General features: G+C 54.7%; 17 protein-coding genes. 11 read left to right on the top strand and 6 right to left on the bottom strand.

What is annotated here, in order from left to right:
• Nucleotides 1-251: 251 nt before the first annotated feature.
• Both ACSQ3H_RS16950 and prfB read left to right on the top strand, forming a co-directional pair.
• Nucleotides 252-2711, top strand: a complete 2460-nt coding sequence (locus ACSQ3H_RS16950; RefSeq protein WP_436118101.1) for a penicillin-binding protein 1A — start codon at nt 252-254, stop codon at nt 2709-2711.
• A 251-nt stretch (nt 2712-2962) separates the two neighbouring features.
• A protein-coding gene (prfB, locus tag ACSQ3H_RS16945; RefSeq protein WP_436118100.1) for a peptide chain release factor 2 occupies nt 2963-4091 on the top strand; the annotation gives its coding sequence in 2 pieces (ribosomal slippage) (nt 2963-3031 and nt 3033-4091; 1128 coding nt in all).
• A gap of 1 nt (nt 4092) precedes the next feature.
• On the opposite strand, the gene ACSQ3H_RS16940 is transcribed toward prfB, so the two are convergent.
• The 4 genes from ACSQ3H_RS16940 to ACSQ3H_RS16925 all read right to left on the bottom strand — a co-directional run bounded on the left by ACSQ3H_RS16940 (nt 4093) and on the right by ACSQ3H_RS16925 (nt 6437).
• Nucleotides 4093-4365 carry a helix-turn-helix domain-containing protein gene (locus ACSQ3H_RS16940; RefSeq protein ID WP_436118099.1) on the bottom strand — a complete coding sequence of 91 codons (273 nt, stop codon included), beginning with the start codon at nt 4363-4365 and terminating at the stop codon, nt 4093-4095.
• On the bottom strand, nt 4352-4516 hold the full coding sequence (locus ACSQ3H_RS16935) for a type II toxin-antitoxin system RelE/ParE family toxin (RefSeq protein WP_436118098.1): 165 nt from the start codon (nt 4514-4516) through the stop codon (nt 4352-4354). Before ACSQ3H_RS16935 ends, ACSQ3H_RS16940 begins: the two co-directional genes overlap by 14 nt.
• Before the next feature lie 46 nt (nt 4517-4562).
• Nucleotides 4563-5846 (bottom strand): M23 family metallopeptidase, encoded by a 1284-nt coding sequence (locus tag ACSQ3H_RS16930; RefSeq protein WP_436118097.1) that lies wholly within the window; start codon nt 5844-5846, stop codon nt 4563-4565.
• Nucleotides 5847-5963: 117 nt separating this feature from the next.
• Nucleotides 5964-6437: a peroxiredoxin gene (locus ACSQ3H_RS16925; protein WP_436118096.1), complete on the bottom strand. Its 474-nt coding sequence runs from the start codon at nt 6435-6437 to the stop codon at nt 5964-5966.
• A 108-nt stretch (nt 6438-6545) separates the two neighbouring features.
• Here ACSQ3H_RS16925 and ACSQ3H_RS16920 point away from each other — a divergent pair, with 108 nt between their 5' ends.
• Entirely contained in the window at nt 6546-9977 is a 3432-nt protein-coding gene (locus ACSQ3H_RS16920; protein WP_436118095.1) for a YhdP family protein, read from the top strand.
• 196 nt (nt 9978-10173) lie between these two features.
• On the opposite strand, the gene tyrS is transcribed toward ACSQ3H_RS16920, so the two are convergent.
• A complete protein-coding gene (tyrS, locus tag ACSQ3H_RS16915; RefSeq protein ID WP_436118094.1) occupies nt 10174-11427 on the bottom strand; it encodes a tyrosine--tRNA ligase in 1254 nt (417 codons plus the stop codon).
• A 101-nt stretch (nt 11428-11528) separates the two neighbouring features.
• On the opposite strand from tyrS, the gene ACSQ3H_RS16910 reads away from it, so the two are divergent.
• The 3 genes from ACSQ3H_RS16910 (at nt 11529) to ACSQ3H_RS16900 (ending at nt 15898) form a co-directional block, all read left to right on the top strand.
• Complete coding sequence (locus tag ACSQ3H_RS16910) at nt 11529-12653, top strand: anhydro-N-acetylmuramic acid kinase (protein ID WP_436118093.1); 1125 nt, start codon at nt 11529-11531, stop codon at nt 12651-12653.
• A gap of 417 nt (nt 12654-13070) precedes the next feature.
• On the top strand, nt 13071-14066 hold the full coding sequence (locus tag ACSQ3H_RS16905; protein ID WP_436118092.1) for a hypothetical protein: 996 nt from the start codon (nt 13071-13073) through the stop codon (nt 14064-14066).
• 14 nt (nt 14067-14080) lie between these two features.
• Nucleotides 14081-15898: an ABC transporter ATP-binding protein gene (locus ACSQ3H_RS16900; RefSeq protein ID WP_436118091.1), complete on the top strand. Its 1818-nt coding sequence runs from the start codon at nt 14081-14083 to the stop codon at nt 15896-15898.
• Between the two features lie 88 nt (nt 15899-15986).
• Here the strand turns inward: ACSQ3H_RS16900 and ACSQ3H_RS16895 are convergent, their stop codons facing one another.
• Nucleotides 15987-16661, bottom strand: a complete 675-nt coding sequence (locus ACSQ3H_RS16895; protein ID WP_027231414.1) for an alpha/beta hydrolase — start codon at nt 16659-16661, stop codon at nt 15987-15989.
• Between the two features lie 206 nt (nt 16662-16867).
• On the opposite strand from ACSQ3H_RS16895, the gene ACSQ3H_RS16890 reads away from it, so the two are divergent.
• The 5 genes from ACSQ3H_RS16890 to sufD all read left to right on the top strand — a co-directional run bounded on the left by ACSQ3H_RS16890 (nt 16868) and on the right by sufD (nt 22077).
• Nucleotides 16868-18043 carry a cysteine desulfurase family protein gene (locus tag ACSQ3H_RS16890; protein ID WP_436118090.1) on the top strand — a complete coding sequence of 392 codons (1176 nt, stop codon included), beginning with the start codon at nt 16868-16870 and terminating at the stop codon, nt 18041-18043.
• A 169-nt stretch (nt 18044-18212) separates the two neighbouring features.
• Nucleotides 18213-19742 carry a Fe-S cluster assembly protein SufB gene (gene sufB / locus ACSQ3H_RS16885; RefSeq protein ID WP_436118089.1) on the top strand — a complete coding sequence of 510 codons (1530 nt, stop codon included), beginning with the start codon at nt 18213-18215 and terminating at the stop codon, nt 19740-19742.
• Nucleotides 19742-19942 carry a hypothetical protein gene (locus ACSQ3H_RS16880; RefSeq protein WP_436118088.1) on the top strand — a complete coding sequence of 67 codons (201 nt, stop codon included), beginning with the start codon at nt 19742-19744 and terminating at the stop codon, nt 19940-19942. Before sufB ends, ACSQ3H_RS16880 begins: the two co-directional genes overlap by 1 nt.
• A 96-nt stretch (nt 19943-20038) precedes the next feature.
• Nucleotides 20039-20794 carry a Fe-S cluster assembly ATPase SufC gene (gene sufC / locus ACSQ3H_RS16875; protein WP_436118087.1) on the top strand — a complete coding sequence of 252 codons (756 nt, stop codon included), beginning with the start codon at nt 20039-20041 and terminating at the stop codon, nt 20792-20794.
• 11 nt (nt 20795-20805) lie between these two features.
• Nucleotides 20806-22077 carry a Fe-S cluster assembly protein SufD gene (gene sufD, locus ACSQ3H_RS16870; protein ID WP_436118086.1) on the top strand — a complete coding sequence of 424 codons (1272 nt, stop codon included), beginning with the start codon at nt 20806-20808 and terminating at the stop codon, nt 22075-22077.
• Nucleotides 22078-22099: the final 22 nt, after the last annotated feature.

Here is a 22099-nt window from a genome sequence, read left to right as displayed (position 1 = left end):
GCATACAAAAATCGCTCATCTGTGCGTTGCCGAAACTCCACAATTGGTATTTAAATTATCAACACGAACGGGTTGTCCTTGCCTTTGTCACATTTGTCGCTCAATTGCGTCAATGAGCTACCGGCTTGCACTATTCGATTTGCCGGACCGGGAAGACCTTCGAAGTTGGTATCTTCCGCGATGCAATCTGCATGATCTGTCATGCAATTGGTAATATACATGCCAACAGGTGAAATGGGTTCCGGATACAGATGATACGCTTGATCGGATATTTCTTCGGAATCGGCACAGTCATGGCGCTTCTGGGAGCGGGCGCCGTCGCGCTTTACGTTGTCAACATGTCAAAGGACCTGCCCGACTACGAAGTACTGGCAAAGTATGAGCCGCCGGTCATGACGCGCATTCACTCTTCCGATGGTTCTCTGATGGCCGAGTTTGCACGCCAGCGCAGGCTTTATTTGCCAATCCAGGCAGTTCCCGATCGCGTCAAGGCGGCATTTATCTCCGCCGAGGACAAGAATTTCTACCAGCATCCGGGTGTGGACATCGGCGGTCTCACACGCGCAGTCATCACCAATGTTCAAAACTGGGGCTCGCGCCGTCCGGTTGGCGCGTCCACGATCACGCAGCAGGTGGCAAAGAACTTTCTCCTGAGCAACGACCAGACGATTGGCCGCAAGGTCAAGGAAGCGATTCTGTCCTTCCGCATCGAGCAGGCATACTCCAAGGACCGCATTCTCGAACTTTATCTGAACGAGATCTTCTTTGGCCTGAACTCATACGGTATCGCTGGTGCGGCGCTGACCTATTACAACAAGTCGGTCAATGAGTTAACCGTGGCCGAAGCAGCCTACCTCGCTGCGCTTCCCAAGGGACCATCGAACTACCACCCCTTCCGCCAGCCTGAACGGGCGGTCGAGCGTCGTAACTGGGTGATCGACCGCATGGCCGAAAATGGCTATGTGACCCCGGAAGAAGCGAAAGAGGCCAAGGCCGAGCCGCTTGGTGTCACGCCGCGCCATACCGGAAATTATCTCTTCGCTTCAGAATATTTCACTGAGGAAGTCAGGCGCCAGATCATCGCCCGTTACGGTGAGAATGCGCTTTACGAGGGCGGGTTGTCGGTGCGCACGACACTCGATCCGAAAATGCAGGTTCAGGCGCGCGCAGCACTGCAGCACGGCCTGTTCAAATACGACGAAGCGCGAGGTTATCGCGGTGCCTACAAGACCATTTCGATGAATGGCGATTGGGGCATTCCACTTTCAGAAATCAAGGCATTTTCCGATGTGCCTGATTGGCAGTTGGCGGTGGTGTTGGAAGTCACGCCGGAGGAGGCGACCATCGGGCTGCAGCCGGATCGGGATGCTTCGGACAAGCTCGTTCCAGAACGCAAGAAGGGCACCATAGCGGCCGAGGACGTCAAATGGGCCTTCCGTCTGCTGAATGATGAAAAGCGCACCACTGCCAAGTCGCTGGAGAGCATTTTCAACGTCGGTGACGTGATCTTCGTTCAGAAGAAAGAGGGCAGCGACACGGAATTCGATCTGCATCAGGTGCCGAAAATCGAAGGTGGTGCGGTGGCGATGGATCCGCATACCGGGCGCGTGCTCGCGATGGTCGGTGGCTTCTCCTTTGCCGAATCCGAGTTCAATCGGGCAACGCAGGCAATGCGTCAGCCGGGCTCGTCCTTCAAACCCTTCGTCTACTCTGCAGCGCTCGATAATGGCTACACGCCGGCGTCGGTGGTACTCGATGGGCCGATCTCCATCGATCAGGGCGGCAGTCTTGGAATCTGGGCGCCAAAGAACTACGGCGGCAAATTCGCGGGACCATCGACGTTGCGCTACGGTATCGAGCAGTCGCGCAATCTGATGACTGTGCGGCTGGCCCAGGACATGGGCATGAAGCTGGTGGCTGAATATGCCGAACGGTTCGGCATTTACGACAAGATGCTGCCGGTTCTCGCCATGGCGCTCGGCTCTGGCGAAACCACTGTTCTGCGCATGGTTACGGGCTATTCGATCATTGCCAATGGCGGTCGGAAGATAACGCCGTCAATGATCGACCGCATCCAGGACCGCTATGGCAAGACGATCTTCAAGCATGACGAGCGCAAATGCGATAATTGTTCGGCAGCCGAATGGAAGAACCAGCCGGAACCAGACCTGATCGACGATCGCGATCAGGTTCTCGATCCGATGACGGCTTATCAGATCACGTCCATGATGGAGGGCGTGGTTCAGCGCGGTACCGCGACGATCCTGAAAAGCCTCAACCGTCCGATTGCAGGCAAGACCGGAACCACCAACGATGAAAAAGATGCCTGGTTTATCGGCTTCACACCGGATCTCGTGTTTGGTGTCTATCTTGGATACGACAATCCTTCCCCTATGGGCCACGGCTTCACCGGTAGTGGTCTTGCGGCACCTGTGTTCAAGGACTTCGCAGAGGCTGCACTACAGGGTCAGCGTTCGGTCGATTTTCGTGTGCCGGAAGGCATGAGCGTCCTTCCGATCGACCGCAAGACCGGCATGCGCGCCTCGCCTGGCGGTGCCAATGTGATTATGGAAGCCTTCAAGCCGGGCACCGGTCCAGCCGACAGCTATTCCGTCATCGGCATGGATACGTTCTCCGAGGGCTCGCCTGTCGGCGTGCAGTCTCCGAACGTCAACCGGGTGATACAGGGTGGCGGCGGCGGACTGTTTTGAGATACTTTTGATATCTCCACCCTGATGGGCATCTGATGCGGTTCTCTGCGCTTCCGGTACTCATGGACCCAAAAGTCCACTGCGTTCCGGTTCTCGAAAACCGCACCACCTGCCTCATCAAGTGTTGAATTATCAAAAGGTCTCTGGCCGCTTGGCTCGATCCTTTTCAACACAACCGGAAGACTTTACATCGTGCGGGCCAGTCAATATGGTCCGCCGAAATTTGAGCATGAAGAAGGAACGGATTGCCGATGCGCGCCGAAATCGAGACCCTTGTCGATGAGATCAAGCAGGCCATAAGCCTGCTGAGGAGGCATCTTTGACTGGGATACATCAATCAAACGCCTGGGCTATCTGAACCAGCTTGCAGAAGATCCAGCGCTCTGGAATGACGCCCAGGAAGCGCAGAAATTGATGCGCGAACGCCAGCAGCTGGAAGACGGCATCAATTCGATTCGCACGCTGACGCAATCTCTCGAGGATAATATCGAACTCATCGCCATGGGCGAGGAGGAGGATGACAAGTCGATCGTGAGCGAGGCGGAAGAGAATATCCGCGCCATCAAACAGGAAGTCGACCGTCGTCAGATCGATACGCTGCTCTCCGGTGAAGCCGACGCAAACGACACCTATCTGGAAGTGCATTCCGGCGCCGGCGGTACGGAAAGCCAGGACTGGGCGAATATGCTCTTGCGCATGTATACGCGCTGGGCCGAGCGCAAGGGCATGAAGGTCGAGTTGCTCGAAGTACACTATGGCGAAGAGGCGGGCATAAAATCGGCCACAATCCTCGTCAAAGGACACAATTCCTACGGTCTCTTGAAGACGGAATCCGGTGTGCACCGGCTGGTGCGCATATCGCCCTATGATTCCAATGCTCGGAGACACACCTCGTTTTCGAGCGTCTGGGTTTATCCGGTCGTTGATGACAATATCGATATCGCTGTCACCGAAGCAGATGTCCGTATCGATACGTATCGCGCATCCGGTGCGGGTGGTCAGCACGTCAACACGACCGACTCGGCGGTTCGTATCACGCACATTGCAACCGGCATTGTCGTGCAGTGCCAGGCGGAACGTTCGCAGCACAAGAACCGCGCGACGGCCTGGTCCATGCTCCGCGCTCGTCTGTATGAGGCGGAACTGGAAAAGCGCGAGCAGGCTGCAGATGCGATTTCGGCATCCAAGACCGATATCGGCTGGGGACACCAGATTCGTTCCTACGTGCTGCAGCCTTATCAGTTGGTGAAGGATTTGCGGACGGGCGTCGAAAGTACGAGCCCTCAGGATGTGCTCGATGGAGACGTCGACATGTTCATGGAGGCGGCTCTGGCCCACCGCGTGCACGGAACGGATGTCGAAGTCGAAGACATCGCGTGATTCAGGCTGCCTCCAATTCAATGTGGACGCGGCGGCCGAGAGCCGTCGCGACATTGACCAATGCGTCGAGCGAGAATCGCGAAACGCGGCCACGTAGTAAATCGTTTATGCGCGGCTGTGTGACATCGCAGTGGGTGGCTGCATCGGTCTGCTTCCAACCATTTTCTTCGATGATTTTGGCTATCTGTCTCATCAGCTCTGCTCTGGCCCGCAGGTTGGCAGCCTCCGCTGGCGTATCGGCGATCGCGTCCCATACACTGTCAAACGTTTCCATCTCCACCATGTAGTTGCCTTTTGAGTTGTTTGTACCGCACCCTTGCAAGCTTGATCTCTTGCGCTCGCGTAGTTTGCGTTTTCTTCTGAAATGCGCTCAGAACATAGACCGCGTCTGACAGTCGTGCAGTAAAATCAAACCTGCCAGCCATTGTTTCATGGCTGGCTTTTCAAACAAATTATATTTTCTGCTTAGGACTAAAGTTCCGCTGCGATCTGACGGCCGATCGCTAAATATCCCACAGGATTGACCGCATTGCCGTTCTTGCGAACTTCGTAATGCAAATGAGGGCCCGTTGAGCGCCCGGTGCTACCGACCTTGCCGAGAACATCGCCCAGTTTCACATGTTGGCCGACACTGACGAGGATCTGACTCAAATGGCCGTAGCGCGTCGATAGCCCGTTGCCGTGATCGATCTCCACCATGTTGCCATAGCCGCCACTATAGTCTGCTGCGGTCACAGTTCCGTTGGCTGTGGCATGCACAGAGCTACCCGATATGGCACGAAAATCCATGCCGGAGTGAAACGCGATCATTCCAAGGAGCGGGTCCGCGCGTGAGCCAAACGGGCTCGAAACCGGCATGCCGGGAACCGGATTGGCGATAGGAATGGATTTTGCCAGGCTCTTGGCGCTTTCGAGCCGCTGTACTGCCTCATCGAGATCGGCAAATTTTGTCTCGAAGCCTGACGTCGGGCTTGTACTTGCCAGCAACAACGGCCCGCCCGTACCCGCAGTTTCATCGTCAAGGACCGGTTTCACGCCGGTCGCAGCCAGGGCTTCCATAATCTTGTCAGCGCTCTCATAGGCGGTGTTGGAGAGCTTCTGCATTTGCCGAGTCTGCAGGGATTCGATCCCGGTAAGGGAATGATCGACGGATTTGAGCAAAAGTTCCGCCTTGTCGACGGTGGTTTTCGCCTTGTCATCGCGCGGCGTTGGCTTGTGTGTCGAGGTGGTTGGACCGGTAATGATGGGATCGATACCGTAAAAACCATCTGCATCGTCGGAATTCACTACATCCTGACCGTTGCTATCCATCGAAAGAGTATTGTCTGCCTCTGCTGGCAATACAGCTCCGGCTTTTTCCGCGCGCTGCAGCACCGGCGCAAGCTTGTCATGCCGCTCGCTCAGTGCCTTTTGCCGTTGAATGAGCTCGCTGACTTTTCCGTCCATCAGTTTTTGGTCGAGCAATTGCCGGCTTGTGACACGATCGAGTTGAATGCGCAGGGCGGCTATGCGGTCTTCATAGGCCTGCTGCAAGCGTGCCTGACGGGCAACGCTGCCCGTTATGAGATCGTCGCGGAAGACCAGATAGGATGTTGCGAGAAGGTAGCTGCCAGCGAGGCCAAGGGCGAGGGTGCCCCCAAGAAACGCCATCCAGGGCTTGATGGTGAAATGCCGGATCGTTTCACCCCGTGCGATAATGATCGTGTGGGGCTCTTTCGTGCTGCCGAAGATGCTGGAATTTTTAGGCTTCTTCATTGCGGCTACGCTCGTTGTTTTGCAGCTTCAATCTATACAGTCATTACACTCTGTTAGGGTTAACAAACTCTGACAAACGCGCTGCATTTCACTCAATTTGCAACCAAAACGTGCAAATCAAGCGCTAAGTGCCTTGGTTGCCTCGAGTACTTCAGCCGCATGTCCCGGAACTTTTACCTTGTTCCAGATTCTGGCGATCTTGCCGGCCGAATCGATAAGGTACGTTGTGCGTTCCACGCCCATATATTTGCGGCCATACATGCTCTTCTCAACCCAAAGACCATAAGCTTCGATGATTGCCTTGTCTTCGTCCGCAACGAGATCGACTTTCAAATCATGTTTGGTCTTGAACTTGTCGTGTTTCTTGACGGGATCCGGCGACATGCCGATGACCTTCGCGCCAAGCTTTTCAAACTGCGGCCTGAGCCCGGAAAATTCGATGGCTTCCTGAGTGCAGCCGCTCGTATCGTCCTTGGGATAGAAATAGAGAATGACAGGCTTTCCGCGTAGGCCAGACAGGGTAATCGTGCCGCCACCATCACGTGGCAAGATGAAGTCGGGTGGGGTGCTGCCGATATCCAAAATCGTCATAGGAATGCCTTTCTTTCCTGATTGAATGCGAACGTCACTTACGCAATTATAGAGAGGTGCGGGAATCGTCTACGGTTTCCCAATTGATTCCTCAATTGGCTTTGGAATTTGACAGAGAAACCGAAAAGAGTCCGCTTTACCAAGCGCGACTTCACAAAACTGCACCAATACCCTTCTGCTTGCGAGCAAGGCGAGGTTCCCGTAGCGACTCCGCGAAAGCGGTCGCGAGTTCATTTCGCGGCTGGTGCCACGTGCTCCTTCTTTATCCTCATTGCAGTTTTAGCTGGCATCGCTTTTGTCGTTCTGCGTGCCGGGATTGGGGGCGAGGCGCTGACCCAGCGCGCCCAGACTGCCCTTCAGACGGTTCTCGGCCCCGATGCCAATGCCACGATCAACTCGGCACAAATTTCGCTTGATCGGCGCCATCATGTTGCTCTTGAGGCACGAGACGTCAATATTACCGACGCCAAGCGTGGCATCGAAATCAACAATGTACGCTCTATCCGTATCGGTCTGGCAACGATGCCCTTGTTGCACGGCAATGTGAGCGTCGAGCGATTAGAACTCGACGGCGCGCAGATCAAGGTCACCTCGGTTGTTCCGTTCGATTTCATGTCCTTGGTGCCTAAGGATGATCGTGGTCTGGTCGATCTCGACGGTGCATCGGCTGCAATTTTCTCCGGTCTCGAAAGTGCAGTATCTTTGCTTGATCGGCGCGAGACACGCGACATTTCGATCGCAGATACATCATTCGATTTTACGCTCGCCGGGGCGCCGGAACGCTTGCGCATCGTTAGTCTCGATCTATCGGAGACCGGTGGACCAGTGGCCATCAAGGGCACAGTGGTATGGCGCGGAAAGCAAGTCGATATCAATGCTCAGGCCAAACGTTCGGCGATCGGAGCGAAGATCGAGGCTTTTTCCCTGGATGTCAGCAAGATACCGCTCGCAGGTAAATTCGGAACACCGCCGGTGCCGGATATCGACGGTATCAAGCCTGACGGAGCCTATCTCACCTACGACAACCTCGCCGAGGTGAAACTCGATGGCTTGGCGGCAAGCGCCACGGAACCAGCGCGAGTCTGGGGCGCGCTCAACGTAGGTGAAGGACCTGTCACAATCGGCAATGTCGAAGATATGGCGGTAGCTTCGCAGATCAATTTCGAGCACGTGTCCGGGGTGGACAACATCGCGATAAAGCCGTCAAATATCCATTTCGGTGGATTCACAGGGATCGTCGAAGGAGCAATAGGGCCAGAGCCGCTGTCGACGGATTCTGCGTCAACGGCAAATCCGGGTTACCGGTTCGAACTTATAACGCAAAACGCGAAATCCGCACCTGCTGATTCCCCGGTCCCGGCACTGCCTTTCGATGCCCGTGTTGCAGGCCGATATGATCTGGCGTTGAAGAAACTCGATGTTTCAGAAATCGCCGTGCGGGCAAGCGGCGAGAGTGCGCTAACCGGGGACGCGAACGCTACTTTCGGCGGTGGGTCGCCTGCGATGAATCTTGACCTGCAAATACCGCAAATGCCGGTGGCGGATGTCAAGCAGCTATGGCCCATCTGGGTCGCCACAGGTGCGCGACGTTGGCTCATAGACAAGATGCATGATGGCGAGGCAAAGAACAGCACAATCAAAGTGATGTTTCCGGCCGGACGATTCAACGGACCTGGAAAGCCGCCCCCGCTCAAGGACGACGAGGTACAGGTCGATTTCAATGTCACGAACTCGCGCTTCGACATTGTTGGTGATTTGCCGCCGGTCCAGGGCGCCGATGGAAAAATCAGTGTTCGAGGTGCTTATACGACGATTGATATAGTCAATGGGTCATCGTTCACACCAAACAATCGTGAGGTGCAGATCGCCGATGGAAAGCTGGTCATTCCTTGGGGCCCACAACGTCCGGTTCTCGCTGACCTTGATTTGAATGTTGCGGGCGACGCTTCCGCCGTGTCGGAGTTTATCGGTTTCAAACCGATCAACGGGTTGAAAAATCTTCCGTTTGCCCCGGAGGACATAGAAGGGGATGTGAAGGCACACGTGCTCGTGACATTTCCGATAACACGCCATGCGCCCGCCGGCAGCCTGAAATGGTCGGCGGACATGCAACTCTCCAATGTTGCGATCGCAAAGAAGATCGATGGGCAGACGATAGCAGATGCTGACGGAACGCTCTCTGTCAATCAGGACGAAGCGCGCGTGAAGGCAACAGCCGATCTCAACGGCATCCCGGCCGACATTGTTCTATACGAGCCGTTGGGGAACAACCCGGCAAAACGCGAGCAGAGTGTAACTCTGCAACTCGATGACAAGACCCGGAACGCGCTGTTCCCGGCGCTCGATCCGCTGCTTTCCGGCCCCATCTCGATTGATATCGACAAGGCTGCCGATGGCTCGCGGGTCGCTACCGCCGATCTGACAAAGGCGGAAATCAAGCTGGCACAATTGGGCTGGACGAAGGGAGCAGGCGTCAAGGCAACCGCCAAGTTCTTGCTGCAGCAAGATGGTGACAACGCCAATATCCGAAATCTCGACATTTCCGGCGATACTTTCCGTTTGCAGGGCGATGTGAATGTTGTGAACGGGGACCTGACCTCGGCTGACTTCGGTACCGTAAGGTTAAATCGTACCGACGACATCGCGGTAAAGGTCGATCGTACAAAATATGGCTACCGCGTTGATGTGAAGGGCAATTCCTTCGACGCCCGACCCTTGCTCAATCAGATAACAGACAAGAAAAAGAACGGCGGTGATAGCGGCAATAGCAATCAGCGCGTGCTGGTCAACGCCGACATCGACGAGGTAACGGGCTTTTACTCGGAGAATTTTGGCAACGTTTCCCTGTCCTTCGAGGGCGTTGGCTCGAATGTCTCAGGTCTTGCGTTCAATGCGATCACCAAAAGCGGGCAGAAGGTAATTGCGGCTGACAGTTCCGAAAGTGGCGCGCGTTCCATCAGCCTGCAATCGAAGGATGCCGGCGCCGTGCTGCGCTTCTTCGGCTTTTACGACAAGATGTCCGGCGGCAGTATCAACGTAGCGCTTGATTCCAAGGGCGACGGGCCCTTGCGCGGCCAGATCGACGCGCGAGACTTTACGCTTGTCAATGAGCCCAGGCTTGCGAAGCTGGTTTCATCGTCGCCTAACGGCACCAGCCTCAATGATGCAGTGAAGAAGAATATCGATGTTTCCAAGGTGACCTTCGACCGCGGTTTTTCGCAAATTGAGAAGGGGTCGAACTATATTAATCTTGCCAATGGCGTGATCCGCGGTTCGACCATCGGCACGACCTTCCAGGGCACGCTTAGCGATCCACAGGGCAACATGTCCCTGACAGGTACATTCATGCCGGCTTACGGGATCAATCGTATTTTCGGTGATGTGCCGATCCTCGGCCTTTTCCTTGGCAATGGCCGCGATGGCGGGTTGATCGGCATCACTTACAAACTGATCGGACCATTGAAACAGCCGCAGATCATCGTCAATCCGATCTCGGTCATCGCGCCGGGCATTTTTCGCTCGATCTTCGAGTTTCAGTAGACTCGGAAATTTCTTGCACGGCGAAAATGCAGGATAGCACCACCATCGTGCGTGGTTCGACGGGCTCACCATGAGGGATGTTGGCGGGCCGCAAACTAGTCATTTAACGTTGCAGAACCTGATTTCCTGCAACCACCATCCTCCTCATGGTGAGCCCGTCGAACCACGCACAATGGTGGTGCCCGCCATTCTTCGCTCAGACCGGGCGAACCAGAATGTGTTTCTTCTTGCCCAATGAAAGCTTGATCACACCATCGGCCGTTACTTCGGACGTCCCAATCTGCGCCTTTTCGTCAGAAACACTGACATCATTTACCCGCACAGCGCCGCCCTGGATGTGACGGCGAGCCTCGCCATTCGATCCGGCAAGGCTTGCCTTGACGAGAAGGGTCAAGATGCCAATTCCCGTTTCGAGCTCGCTGCTTGCGATTTCGACCGTTGGCAGATTGGTTGCCAAAGCGCCTTCCTCGAAGGTCTTGCGGGCGGTTTCCGCAGCTTCCTCCGCTGCCTGACGGCCGTGAAGCAGCGCTGTGATTTCAGTGGCAAGAACCTTCTTGGTCTCGTTGATTTCCGCGCCGCCCAGCGAGGCAAGCCGCGCAATCTCATCAAGCGGCAACGTCGTGTAGAGCTTCAGGAAGCGCTCGACATCGGCATCCTCGGTGTTGCGCCAGTATTGCCAGAAATCGTAAGGGCTGAGCAGATCGGCATTAAGCCAGACAGCACCATTCATCGACTTGCCCATCTTCGCGCCCGAGGAGGTCGTCAGCAGCGGCGAGGTGAGGGCGTAGAGCTGCGGCGTACCGAGGCGATGACCAAGATCGATGCCGTTGACGATATTGCCCCATTGATCCGAGCCGCCCATTTGCAGGCGCAGGCCATAGCGCTTGTTCAGTTCGACGAAATCATAGGCCTGCAGGATCATGTAGTTGAATTCAAGAAAGGAAAGCGACTGCTCGCGATCGAGCCGCTGCTTCACCGAATCGAAGGACAACATGCGGTTGACAGAAAAATGCTGGCCCACATCACGCAGGAATTCGAGATAGTTGAGTGGCAGGAGCCATTCGGCATTGTTGACCATCAGGGCCTCGTTCGGGCCCTCGCCGAATGCCAGGTAATTGGCGAAGACTTTCTTGAGGCTATCGATGTTGCTCTGGATGATCTCCGGGGTCATCAGCTTGCGCGCCTCGTCCTTGAAGGATGGGTCGCCGACCATTCCCGTACCACCGCCCATCAGCGCCACGGGACGATGACCAGTCTTCTGCATCCAATGCAACATCATGATTTGCAACAGGCTGCCGGCGTGAAGGCTGGAGGCTGTCGGATCAAAGCCGATATAGGCCGACACGGTTTCCTTGGCGAAGAGCGCATCCAGACCCGCATCGTCGGAGGTCTGATGGATGAAGCCGCGCGTTGAAAGCGTGTGCAGAAATTCGGATTTGAAGGCAGACATCGATATTTTCCTGAGATTGAATCGGCGTGCACGAAATGCGTGCCGTGAGAGACGCAGCCGTTTAACATCATTCTCTATCGAATCACAAGAAAGGCAGTGTCTTGGCAGCGATACGGCGCGCAATCGGCCTGATGAGCGGAACGTCCATGGACGGAATCGACATCGCCCTCATTGAAACCGATGGCAGGAGCGACGTGCGGCTCGGTCCGTCGGACTTCGTACCTTATGAAACCGCGTTTCGCCGCCAGATCGAAGCCAGTCTTGATGATGCGAAAGCAATCAAGTCGAGAACCGAGAGGCCGGGAGCACTTGGGGCGATCGAAAGAGAGCTGACCAAGCGTCATGGCAACGCGGTTTCGAGGTTTCTTTCGAACCATCAGCTCGGCAAGGCTGATGTCGATGTGATCGGTTTTCACGGCCAAACAGTGCTGCACAGACCTCTAGAGGCGCTGACAGTGCAACTCGGCGATGGCACGTTATTGGCGGACATGGTTGGCATTCCGGTGGTCTATGACATGCGGGCCAATGACATGGTGCATGGCGGCCAAGGCGCGCCGCTGGTGCCCGCCTATCATCAGGCGCTCGCTGCGCGCGTTCCAGCCGAGCTCAGCAAGGGAAAGCCTGTCGTGTTCGTCAATATTGGCGGCATATCCAACGTCACGATCGTCTGCGGCAGTTCTGACCCGATCGCCTTCGATACCGGACCGGGCAATACGCTGATCGACCAGTGGGTCTCCGACAACGCAGGCATAGCCTATGATGCGGGTGGGTCTATTGCCAGCGAGGGGCAGGTGATTGGGCATGCTGTCACGCGCTATCTGGCAAAGCCGTTCTTCAATCTTGCACCGCCAAAGTCGCTCGATCGCAATGATTTCACACTCGCCGACCTGGGCGATATGGAACTTGCAGATGGGGCGCGGACGTTGGCGCGTGTGACCGCCGAGGCTATCTTGAAGGCCGGCGCCTATGCGCCCGAACAACCTTCGCTTTGGATTATCTGCGGTGGCGGTCGAAAGAACGCAACAATCATGGCCGATCTTGCCGAAGGCGTCGCACGTTCCGCCGCAAAAGTCATTACCGCCGAAGATCTGGGGTTCAATGGCGATTCGATGGAGGCCGAAGCCTGGGCCTATCTCGCCGTGCGGTCGCTGGATGGATTGCCATTGACCTGGCCTACCACAACCGGATGCAACGCCCCCGTGACCGGGGGCGTGCTTATTCTATAGAAGTTCATGTTGTGTTTCGTTTGTTGTACTAAAGTATTAGAATACTTCTCGAAATAAAGCTTGACTCAATGGTATATTCTGCGCTTTTTGCTAAAAACTTTCAGTATTATAAAATATTATAAATTTATAACTCAAATAATTGAGTTGTTGTATGCTGAATTGCTATTTTGTAAGCAAATGAATTTTCACGGAGATAGATTATGACTGTTAGCACAAAAGATGTTTCGATGCGGGAACTAGCCAAGGGCTTGCTCATAAGTCTTACAAGGCCGGAATGCGCTGACGGTTCCCATTCTATGGGTGGGGGAGGTCTTGGTAGCGGTGGTGGCCACGGTCACGGTTGGTAATTCAATTCTACAGAGGGGGGGTACCCCCCCTCTTTTTTTATTTACATCAATCCAACGAGCGGAGAAAACAATGTCTGATGCCTTAATTTTGGAGCCAGCATCAACGCTAAGTCTTGATGTAGAGAAGGTTAGGGATTTTATTGAAACTTGTTTGACACACCATGGTGCGCTGCTCTCGTTGAAAGACCTGAGCGATCAGTTCAAAATGCTCGAGCTATCACAGTTGGCTGCTCGCGCGTTTTCATCGGATATGGATCGCATCGCCGGACTGGTGTCCGATGCGCGAGTAGGTATAGCTGGGCTCGATATTCCTGTTGTCTATAATAATGATGCTACTAGGGATGCTATATCGGGTGCTCTTGTTGCGATGTCGCTATCGCAACATATTATGCCAAGCATATTGGACAATCATAACAATACGCCATTTACAATGTTTAACGCCTCCAATGAAAGCAATGAGGCGCTGAACAGAGCAGGTTTGATGAATATATCGCCTACCGATATTTTAGATTTTCATTCGGACGGATCGATAGAAAATCAGATATTATCTGTTCCAGATTACATTGCGATCTACAATATATTCATCAATTACGCGAAGAGAGGTAATTTTTACTGGGTTCCCACATTGTCGATGCCAAGCTTTCATGATCACGTGCAATCAATAGGGTATCATCAGGAATATCTGTTTGAACTCACTCCAGCGGTTTATGGTGATAAGTCAATGGACATTCGTTCGATTGCCGCAAGACGGGCAAAGACTTCCATCTTCCGGCAAAGAGACAATCATATCGTCACGTTCATGAACGGAACGTTTCTAGGAAGAGATTCGAACGGGGTTGTCGTGAAGACAGATTTGTTGAAACGCTTTCAAAGCGATATTTCAAACAACAGTTTTCGCTATGTAATTAAGCAACAATCTCGCCGCATGTTGTTTTTGAACAACGCAAATGGTTTTCATGCACGGGATATATTCGAAGAGCCTCTGGAAGGATATTCAACAACCCGTTCATATTTGCGCAGTGTTTCAAAGAGCGCCCAAATTGTGGGTGAAATCGTTGAAATTTAGAAATGATATGTCGCATGTTAGGTAGTTTATTTAAGAAGTTTGAAGACGTTGTTGAGTTTGGGGCGCATGAACTACATCTCTCGAGTAATGTAAGCCCCCTATACATTTTACTCATGTTTCTGCATCCATTTAGAAGGATCATTATTGCGTCGGCAACTACCGGTATGATTCTTGCCGGTTTTGAGTTAGCCAAATTATGGGCAGTGTCCTATCTCGTTGACGCTGTCGCTTACTCCAAAGGTGTCCATCTACCAGCAGGAACACTGCTAACGTTCGGAATCATAATCGCGTCGTATGCTTTGTTGGATCCTGTGATCTGGCTGGTACATTACATGCTTCGGATGCAATCCCTGACGAGCCAGACCCGGGCGTCGGCGCAGTGGCAATCTCACAAAGCCGCTACACGGCATGATTTAGCCTATTTCAACACAACGCACGCTGGACAGATTGCTGGGCGGATTGGCCAAATTGCCGGATCGGTACAAGCGGGTGCAGAATTATTGGCAGGCCGCTTTCCGGTCGGGTTCATTCGATTTGTCGGGTCGGTCATCCTGGTATCATATCTGGCACCGCTCTTCCTCCTGCCAGTCATTATTTGGATTGTACTAAACGGCATGTTTGCGATCTGGCTTGTTCCACACTTTAACGTTCAAACACAGAAGGTCGCCGAAACTGCAAGTATGGTGAATGGCTCGATAACAGAGTATTTTTCCAATATCCGGGCCATAAAGACATCTTTTGCTTACGCAATCGAAAACGCATACGTTCTTACCGCAATCAGGAAGCAAAATTTCAACAATCTTGAAATCAACAGGCTGACGACCTTTACGGGACTTGCCATCCGGATTCTTAACACAGGCTTGGTTGCTGTCGTACTCGCGTTGGGTATTCACGGCTTGAACGCACAGACTGTATCCGTCGGCGAATTTGTTGCCGGTGTAACCTTGGCGAGCGGTATGGCGACCGACGCGGGGTGGTTTGTCGCTATATGGGAAGGGCTGACCCAAACCTTGGGAGTCATAAAAGACGCCCAAGGAGTGATAGATCCTCATCCCAAGATCGTCGATAAGAACGTTGTTCCTGGGCGTTTTCAAACCCCGCCCTTGATCGAATTCTCCGATGTCAGCTTCTCATACGATGACAGGATGCCGGTCCTTAATCGTGTCAATCTTGAGATTAGGCCCGGTGAAAAGATTGGTATTGTAGGTCCGTCGGGGGCGGGAAAATCTACAATGATCGATTTATTGTTGCGACTTTACGATGTCAGTTCGGGCGCAATAAAGATCGATGGAACTAATGTGAAAAGTGTTTCGCTTGCGAGATTGAGGAACACTTTTGGCGTTGTATCACAAGGCGATGCGCTGTTTCACCGCTCCATAACGGAGAATATTTCGTTTGGCGTCGAGAGTTTCACGGCAGAGGAAATCGTCAATGCAGCGGACATGGCGGACGCGGCCCAATTTATCAATGATTTGAAGTCTGGCGGTTGTACAAGCGGATATGACGTTGTCGTAGGCGAACGTGGCGCAAAGCTTTCCGGAGGACAGCAACAGCGGATATTGCTCGCGCGTGCCTTCCTCCAGAAGCGACCAATATTGATTCTGGACGAGGCTACTTCTGCACTCGATTCAAACAGCGAGAGTCTTGTCCAGCAAGCAATCGCCGCATACTCAACGGGAACGACGGTCATTGCCGTGGCTCACAGGCTGGCTACGATCAAGGATTTTGACAGGATTGTAGTATTGAACGGTGGAACTGTCGTTGGGATGGGCAACCACCAAGATCTGATTACCAATAATTCTCTGTATAAAAGACTATGGGAAAAACAGTAGGAACAACAGACCTGAATAAATCGGCGCATTCATCGACCACAACCGGATGCAACGCCCCCGTGACCGGGGGCGTGTTCGTGGAACCAGCTTAGCGCAGACGCTTTGGCTTGGCTTCGACCAACTCACCATTCAAACGGCGGTCGAGGTAGTCCGAGCATTCCGCAATGACTTCATCGGTCATGCCCGAGAAGAAATGATTGGCGCCGACCATCGTCTTCTGCGTGATGGTGATACCCTTCTGCGTCTTCAGTTTGTCCACCAGGCCTTGCACATCCTTGGGTGGTGCGACTTTGTCCTGATCGCCGTGAAGGATCAGACCGGAAGAGGGGCAAGGCGCAAGGAAGGAGAAATCATAGGTGTTGGGCTGCGGCGCCACCGAAATGAAGCCTTCGATCTCCGGACGGCGCATCAGCAACTGCATGCCGATCCACGCGCCGAAAGAATAGCCGGCAACCCAGCAGGTTTTCGAATCCGGATGCAGCGACTGCACCCAGTCGAGCGCGCCCGCGGCATCCGACAATTCGCCTGAACCATGATCGAATTCACCCTGGCTGCGGCCGATACCACGAAAATTGAACCGCAATGTCGTGAAGCCGCGCTGCTGGAACATGTAGAACAGATCGTAGACGATCTTGTTGTTCATGGTGCCGCCAAACTGGGGGTGCGGATGCAGGACAATCGCGATCGGGGCATTTTTTTCCGTCGAAGGCTGATATCGGCCCTCAAGACGTCCCGCTGGTCCATTGAAAATCACTTCAGGCATGTATACTCCAGTTTTCGCCGTGGGGCCTTCTTGACATGCCGGGCTTGACGGCAATCAACAGCACCCATAAAACCAGTTTAGAACCGTTCAAAACTGGTGTAGAACTTTATCTCGAACCGGCTTAATAGGCTGGTCCGAGGCTGAATTTCAAGAAAATTGCGCTTTTCGCCGGCGCAGAGTTCAAAAGAACAGGAATCAGGAGAAGCATGGCCCGCAATCGCGCCTATCTCGACTACAATGCAAGTGCGCCGCTGATCCCGGCAGCGCGCGATGCTGTGGTCAATGCGCTGATGCAGACCGGCAATCCGTCATCTGTTCATCTGGAAGGACGTGCGACCAAGGCAATTCTCGAAGCTGCACGCCGCGATGTTGCAGCGCTGGTCAACTCCAAGCCTGATCATGTGGTCTTTACATCGGGTGCGACCGAGGCAGCTTCAACCCTTCTGACGCCATATTATACGATGGGACGGGCGCCGATGCGGCTTTCGCGGCTTTATGTCAGCGCAAGCGAGCATCCTTGCATCCTTGCTGGCGGACAGTTTCCGGCAGATCAGGTTGAGGTCGTCCACGTTGATGGTAACGGCTTGCTTGATCTTGAGCGGCTGCGTGCGCTTCTTGGCGCACACGACCGCAGTCAGGGCCTGCCACTCGTTGCTGTGCAGGCAGCCAACAACGAAACGGGTATCTTGCAGCCAATTGAAAAGATTGGCGCGCTGGTGAAGGAATTCGGCGGGTTATTCGTTGTCGATGCGGTGCAGGCTGCAGGACGGATTCCGCTCGATATTACAGCATGTTCTGCGGATTATCTCATCCTGTCGTCGCACAAGATCGGTGGTCCGAAGGGCGTCGGTGCAATTGTCGCGGTTTCCGATCTGGTGATGCCGAAGACGCTGATCCGCGGCGGCGGACAGGAAAAGGGCCATCGCGGCGGTACTGAAGCCTTGCCGCTGATTGCCGGATTCGGTGCTGCTGCCCGCGTGGCGAGGGAGCGCCTTAGTTCTGGCGGCTGGACAACGCAAACGCGCGAAATGATAGAACAGAGCATTCGAGCGATCGCGCCTGACGCAATCGTCTATGGCGAGACCGTAGATCGCCTGCCGAATACGACCATGTTTTCACTGGTGCACTTGAAAGCAGAAACCGTGCAGATCGCTTTCGATCTCGCCGGAATCGCGCTATCGGCAGGCTCTGCCTGTTCATCCGGAAAAGTCGGCCCAAGTCACGTGCTTGCGGCGATGGGATACGGCGAGGGAACAGGTGGCCTTCGGGTCTCGACAGCGCCGGATACCAGCGAAGAAGACATCGCTCTTTTCCTTGAGGCGCTGAAGAATATTGTTGCGCGGCGCGACCGTTCGACAGCAATCGCCGCCAATGCGGCCTGACAAGTTTTCGTTATCGGCGGGTTTTCGCCGGTAATTCTAAAAAAATCCGGTGAATACCGGTGTTAAATCGTGCGATTGCGCACTACATAGAGGCAGATATTCAAGACGACATACTGCCTTGACGTTTGCAACTGCGGGACCTTGAACCCCGCGTGGATGGAGAACGCCAATGCCTGCCGTGCAGGAAACCATTGACCGGGTCCGTACGCTTGACGTGGACCAGTACAAATATGGCTTTGAAACCCTTATCGAAATGGATAAGGCGCCGAAGGGCCTCAACGAAGATATCATTCGCTTTATCTCTGCCAAGAAGAATGAGCCGGACTGGATGCTGGAATGGCGTCTGAAGGCTTATGAGCGCTGGCTGACGATGGAAGAGCCCACATGGGCGCGCGTGAACTATCCGAAGATCGACTTCCAGGACATGGTCTATTACGCCGGTCCGAAGAACCAGAACGGCCCGACTTCGCTTGCCGATGTTGATCCGGAGTTGCTGCGCACCTATGAAAAGCTAGGAATTCCGCTGAAAGAGCAGGAAATCCTCGCGGGCGTGCGCAAGGTGGGCGAAGCGAGTCCCACGGACGACGAAGAAGAAATCAGCGACAATGTCTACAAGTCCGGCCGCGTCGCGGTCGATGCCGTGTTCGACAGCGTCTCGGTGGTCACGACGTTCAAGGCGGAACTGGCGAAAGCCGGCGTCATCTTCTGCTCGATCTCCGAAGCTATTCGCGAACATCCAGATCTGGTGAAAAAGTATCTCGCAACGGTTGTCCCGGTTTCGGACAATTTCTTTGCGACGCTGAATTCGGCTGTCTTTACCGATGGTTCGTTTGTCTATGTGCCGAAGGGCGTGCGCTGCCCGATGGAGTTGTCCACCTATTTCCGCATCAATGAGCGGGATACGGGCCAGTTCGAGCGGACGCTGATCATCGCTGAAGAAGGCGCATATGTGTCGTACCTCGAAGGTTGCACGGCGCCGCAGCGCGACGAAAACCAGCTGCATGCGGCTGTTGTCGAGCTGATTGCGCTTGACGATGCCGAGATCAAATATTCGACCGTGCAGAACTGGTACCCCGGTGACGCGGAAGGCAAGGGCGGCATCTACAACTTCGTCACCAAGCGTGGCGATTGCCGCGGTGTCAATTCCAAGATTTCCTGGACGCAGGTCGAGACCGGTTCGGCGATCACCTGGAAATACCCTTCTGTTATCCTGCGCGGTGACAATTCCCGCGGCGAGTTCTACTCGATCGCCGTTTCGAATGGTCACCAGCAGATCGACAGCGGCACCAAGATGCTGCATCTCGGCAAGAACACGTCGAGCCGCATCATCTCCAAGGGTATCTCGGCCGGCAAGTCGAACAACACCTATCGCGGTCAGGTTTCAGCCCATCGCAAGGCCGAGAACGCCCGCAACTTCACCCAGTGCGACTCGCTGCTGATCGGTAGTGATTGTGGCGCGCATACGGTGCCCTACATCGAGGCGAAGAACGCTACGGCCCAGTTCGAGCACGAGGCAACCACCTCCAAGATTTCCGAAGATGCGCTGTTCTATGTGATGCAGCGCGGCATTCCGGCTGAGGAAGCGATTGCGCTGATCGTCAATGGCTTCGTCAAGGAAGTCATTCAGGAACTGCCGATGGAGTTTGCTGTTGAGGCACAAAAGCTGATCGGCATCAGCCTCGAAGGGAGCGTTGGGTAATGGCGCCAGTCACCGAGGACGCACTCGACAGGCTTCGCCGGCGCTATGAAGAGCTCGGCGAAGTGATCGACGAGTTGACGGATACGCTGGCTCGTTCGTCCTCCGCGACTGAAAGCGTTCTGGAGCCTGAGCTGATCAGGGCGCGCAAAGAACTCGCGTCCGTGGTCGAACGCCTCAAGAGCCTGAGCAGCGAGAGCTGATCATAATCCGGATGGCGCGCGCCATCGGCTGACAGGATCAAGAGATCATCATGGGATTGCCAAGGCTGATCCCCGGAATTCAAAAAAGGTAGTAATATGCTGGAAATCAGAAACCTTCATGCGAAGATCGCAGATACGGACACCGAGATCATTCGCGGCCTGAACCTCTCGGTCAAGGCTGGTGAAGTCGCGGCAATCATGGGGCCGAATGGTTCCGGCAAGTCGACATTGTCCTATATTCTCGCGGGCCGCGATGATTACGAGGTCACCGAAGGCGACATTCTCTACAATGGCGAATCCATCATGGATCTCGATCCGTCCGAGCGTGCAGCCAAGGGCATTTTCCTGGCATTCCAGTATCCGATGGAGATACCGGGTGTTGCGACGATGGAATTCCTGAAGGTAGCGATGAATTCGCAGCGCAAGGCACGCGGTGAAGAGCCGCTGAAAATTCCCGAGTTCATTGGGCGCGTGAAGACAGCAGCCGCATCGCTCGACATGGATATCGCCATGCTCAAGCGCCCGCTCAATGTCGGTTTCTCCGGCGGCGAGAAGAAGCGTGCGGAAATCCTGCAGATGAAGCTGCTTGAGCCGAAGCTCTGCGTTCTCGACGAGACCGATTCCGGCCTCGACATCGATGCCCTGAAGATCGTCGCCGACGGTGTCAACGCACTGCGCTCGCCCGATCGCGCCGTGATTGTCATCACGCACTATCAGCGCCTGCTCGACTATATCGTGCCGGACAGCGTGCATGTGCTCTACAAGGGCCAGGTGATCAAGTCGGGCGATAAGAATCTTGCACTCGAGCTCGAAGAGAATGGCTATGCCGATATCATCGGCGAGGCTGCTTGAGGAATAACGTCATGAATGTTCACACAGGACGCCAGCCCACACCTGCTGAATCCGCGCTGGTCGATGGCTTCGTCGACCGGATGGGCGAATTGCCCGGTGATGGCGAGATCGCAAGCGCCCGCGACAACGCCATTGAAGCGCTGAAGACGCAAGGCCTGCCGTCGCGTCGCGTCGAGGCCTGGCACTACACTGATCTGCGCACACTGCTACGCAGCGTTCCCGCCTATGACGGGACAGCTGGAACCAACGCCTTGCCGGCGATTATCGCAGGATCTGCAGTCGCGACCGTTTCCAACGGCGTCGCGCTGACCTCTCCACGTCTCGAAGGTGTCGGGTTCACGAAGTTCAGTGAGAAACTTGCCGATGGCTCGGTGATCCGTCAGCTTGCCATTCGTGACGGTGACGATACGATCGGCCAGATCAATGCTGCCTACGTCACTGACGGCTGGGCGGTCACGTTTGCCGACGGTCTTGAGCTCGAAGCGCCGCTTGAATTGCAGAATGCGCAGCTTCGCGGGCAGGGACATGTCCGCTTCCCGGTCAAGTTTGGCAAGGGTGTCATGGCGACCGTCATCGAGCGTCAGACAGGGGGCGAGGGCGAAGGCTTTTCGACGAGCGTCAGCAATGTAACGATCGCCGATGGTGCCGAGATAACCTGGATCATCCTGCGCGAACAGGGAGTTGAAGCCACGCAACTGGCGCAGTTCACTGCGACACTTGGGATCAACGCCAAGCTGACGCTCTATGTCGTTAACGCCGGCGGCAAACTGATCCGGCAGGAAGTGCATGTGCTGGCGAAGGGCGAGGGCTCCAACTTCCAGCTTCGCGGCGTTAATCTGCTCGGCGGCGACAGCCATACCGACGTGACGATGACGCTTGGCCACCTGGTTGAGAACACGACATCGTTGCAGATCGTCCGCAATGTGGTGACTGATCAGGCACGCGGCGTGTTTCAGGGGCAGATCAAGGTCAACAAGATCGCCCAGAAAACCGACGCACGCATGGCCTGCAACACGCTGCTGCTCTCCGATGATGGCGAATTCGATGCCAAGCCGGAGCTGGAGATTTTTGCGGATGACGTGGCCTGCGGCCACGGTGCAACGGTTACCGAGATCGATGGCAATCATCTGTTCTACCTGCGTGCACGTGGTATTCCAGAAAATGAAGCGCGGGGTCTTCTGATCAAGGCTTTCGTTGCCGAAATCGTCGAAGAGCTGGAAAACGAACCACTGGTTGAGGCGCTTGAAGCCATTCTCGACAAGTGGCTCGCTGTACACGTCTGATCGACTGAACCTATATGGAAAG

The organism is Phyllobacterium sp. LjRoot231 (assembly GCF_964253365.1).
In the GTDB taxonomy this organism is placed as follows: Bacteria; Pseudomonadota; Alphaproteobacteria; order Rhizobiales; family Rhizobiaceae; genus Phyllobacterium.
Note: the sequence above shows the minus strand (reverse complement) of the source record. Positions and strands in the feature narration are given on the sequence as shown.

Excerpts from the sequence above, each read along its gene's own strand:
- ACSQ3H_RS16950 (WP_436118101.1), top strand. The coding sequence starts at position 252 with ATGATACGCTTGATCGGATATTTCTTCGGAATCGGCACAGTCATGGCG.
- ACSQ3H_RS16940 (WP_436118099.1), bottom strand. The coding sequence starts at position 4,365 with ATGGAAACGTTTGACAGTGTATGGGACGCGATCGCCGATACGCCAGCG.
- ACSQ3H_RS16935 (WP_436118098.1), bottom strand. The coding sequence starts at position 4,516 with ATGGCTGGCAGGTTTGATTTTACTGCACGACTGTCAGACGCGGTCTAT.
- ACSQ3H_RS16930 (WP_436118097.1), bottom strand. The coding sequence starts at position 5,846 with ATGAAGAAGCCTAAAAATTCCAGCATCTTCGGCAGCACGAAAGAGCCC.
- ACSQ3H_RS16925 (WP_436118096.1), bottom strand. The coding sequence starts at position 6,437 with ATGACGATTTTGGATATCGGCAGCACCCCACCCGACTTCATCTTGCCA.
- tyrS (WP_436118094.1), bottom strand. The coding sequence starts at position 11,427 with ATGTCTGCCTTCAAATCCGAATTTCTGCACACGCTTTCAACGCGCGGC.
- ACSQ3H_RS16905 (WP_436118092.1), top strand. The coding sequence starts at position 13,071 with ATGTCTGATGCCTTAATTTTGGAGCCAGCATCAACGCTAAGTCTTGAT.
- ACSQ3H_RS16900 (WP_436118091.1), top strand. The coding sequence starts at position 14,081 with ATGTTAGGTAGTTTATTTAAGAAGTTTGAAGACGTTGTTGAGTTTGGG.
- ACSQ3H_RS16895 (WP_027231414.1), bottom strand. The coding sequence starts at position 16,661 with ATGCCTGAAGTGATTTTCAATGGACCAGCGGGACGTCTTGAGGGCCGA.
- ACSQ3H_RS16890 (WP_436118090.1), top strand. The coding sequence starts at position 16,868 with ATGGCCCGCAATCGCGCCTATCTCGACTACAATGCAAGTGCGCCGCTG.
- sufB (WP_436118089.1), top strand. The coding sequence starts at position 18,213 with ATGCCTGCCGTGCAGGAAACCATTGACCGGGTCCGTACGCTTGACGTG.
- ACSQ3H_RS16880 (WP_436118088.1), top strand. The coding sequence starts at position 19,742 with ATGGCGCCAGTCACCGAGGACGCACTCGACAGGCTTCGCCGGCGCTAT.
- sufC (WP_436118087.1), top strand. The coding sequence starts at position 20,039 with ATGCTGGAAATCAGAAACCTTCATGCGAAGATCGCAGATACGGACACC.
- sufD (WP_436118086.1), top strand. The coding sequence starts at position 20,806 with ATGAATGTTCACACAGGACGCCAGCCCACACCTGCTGAATCCGCGCTG.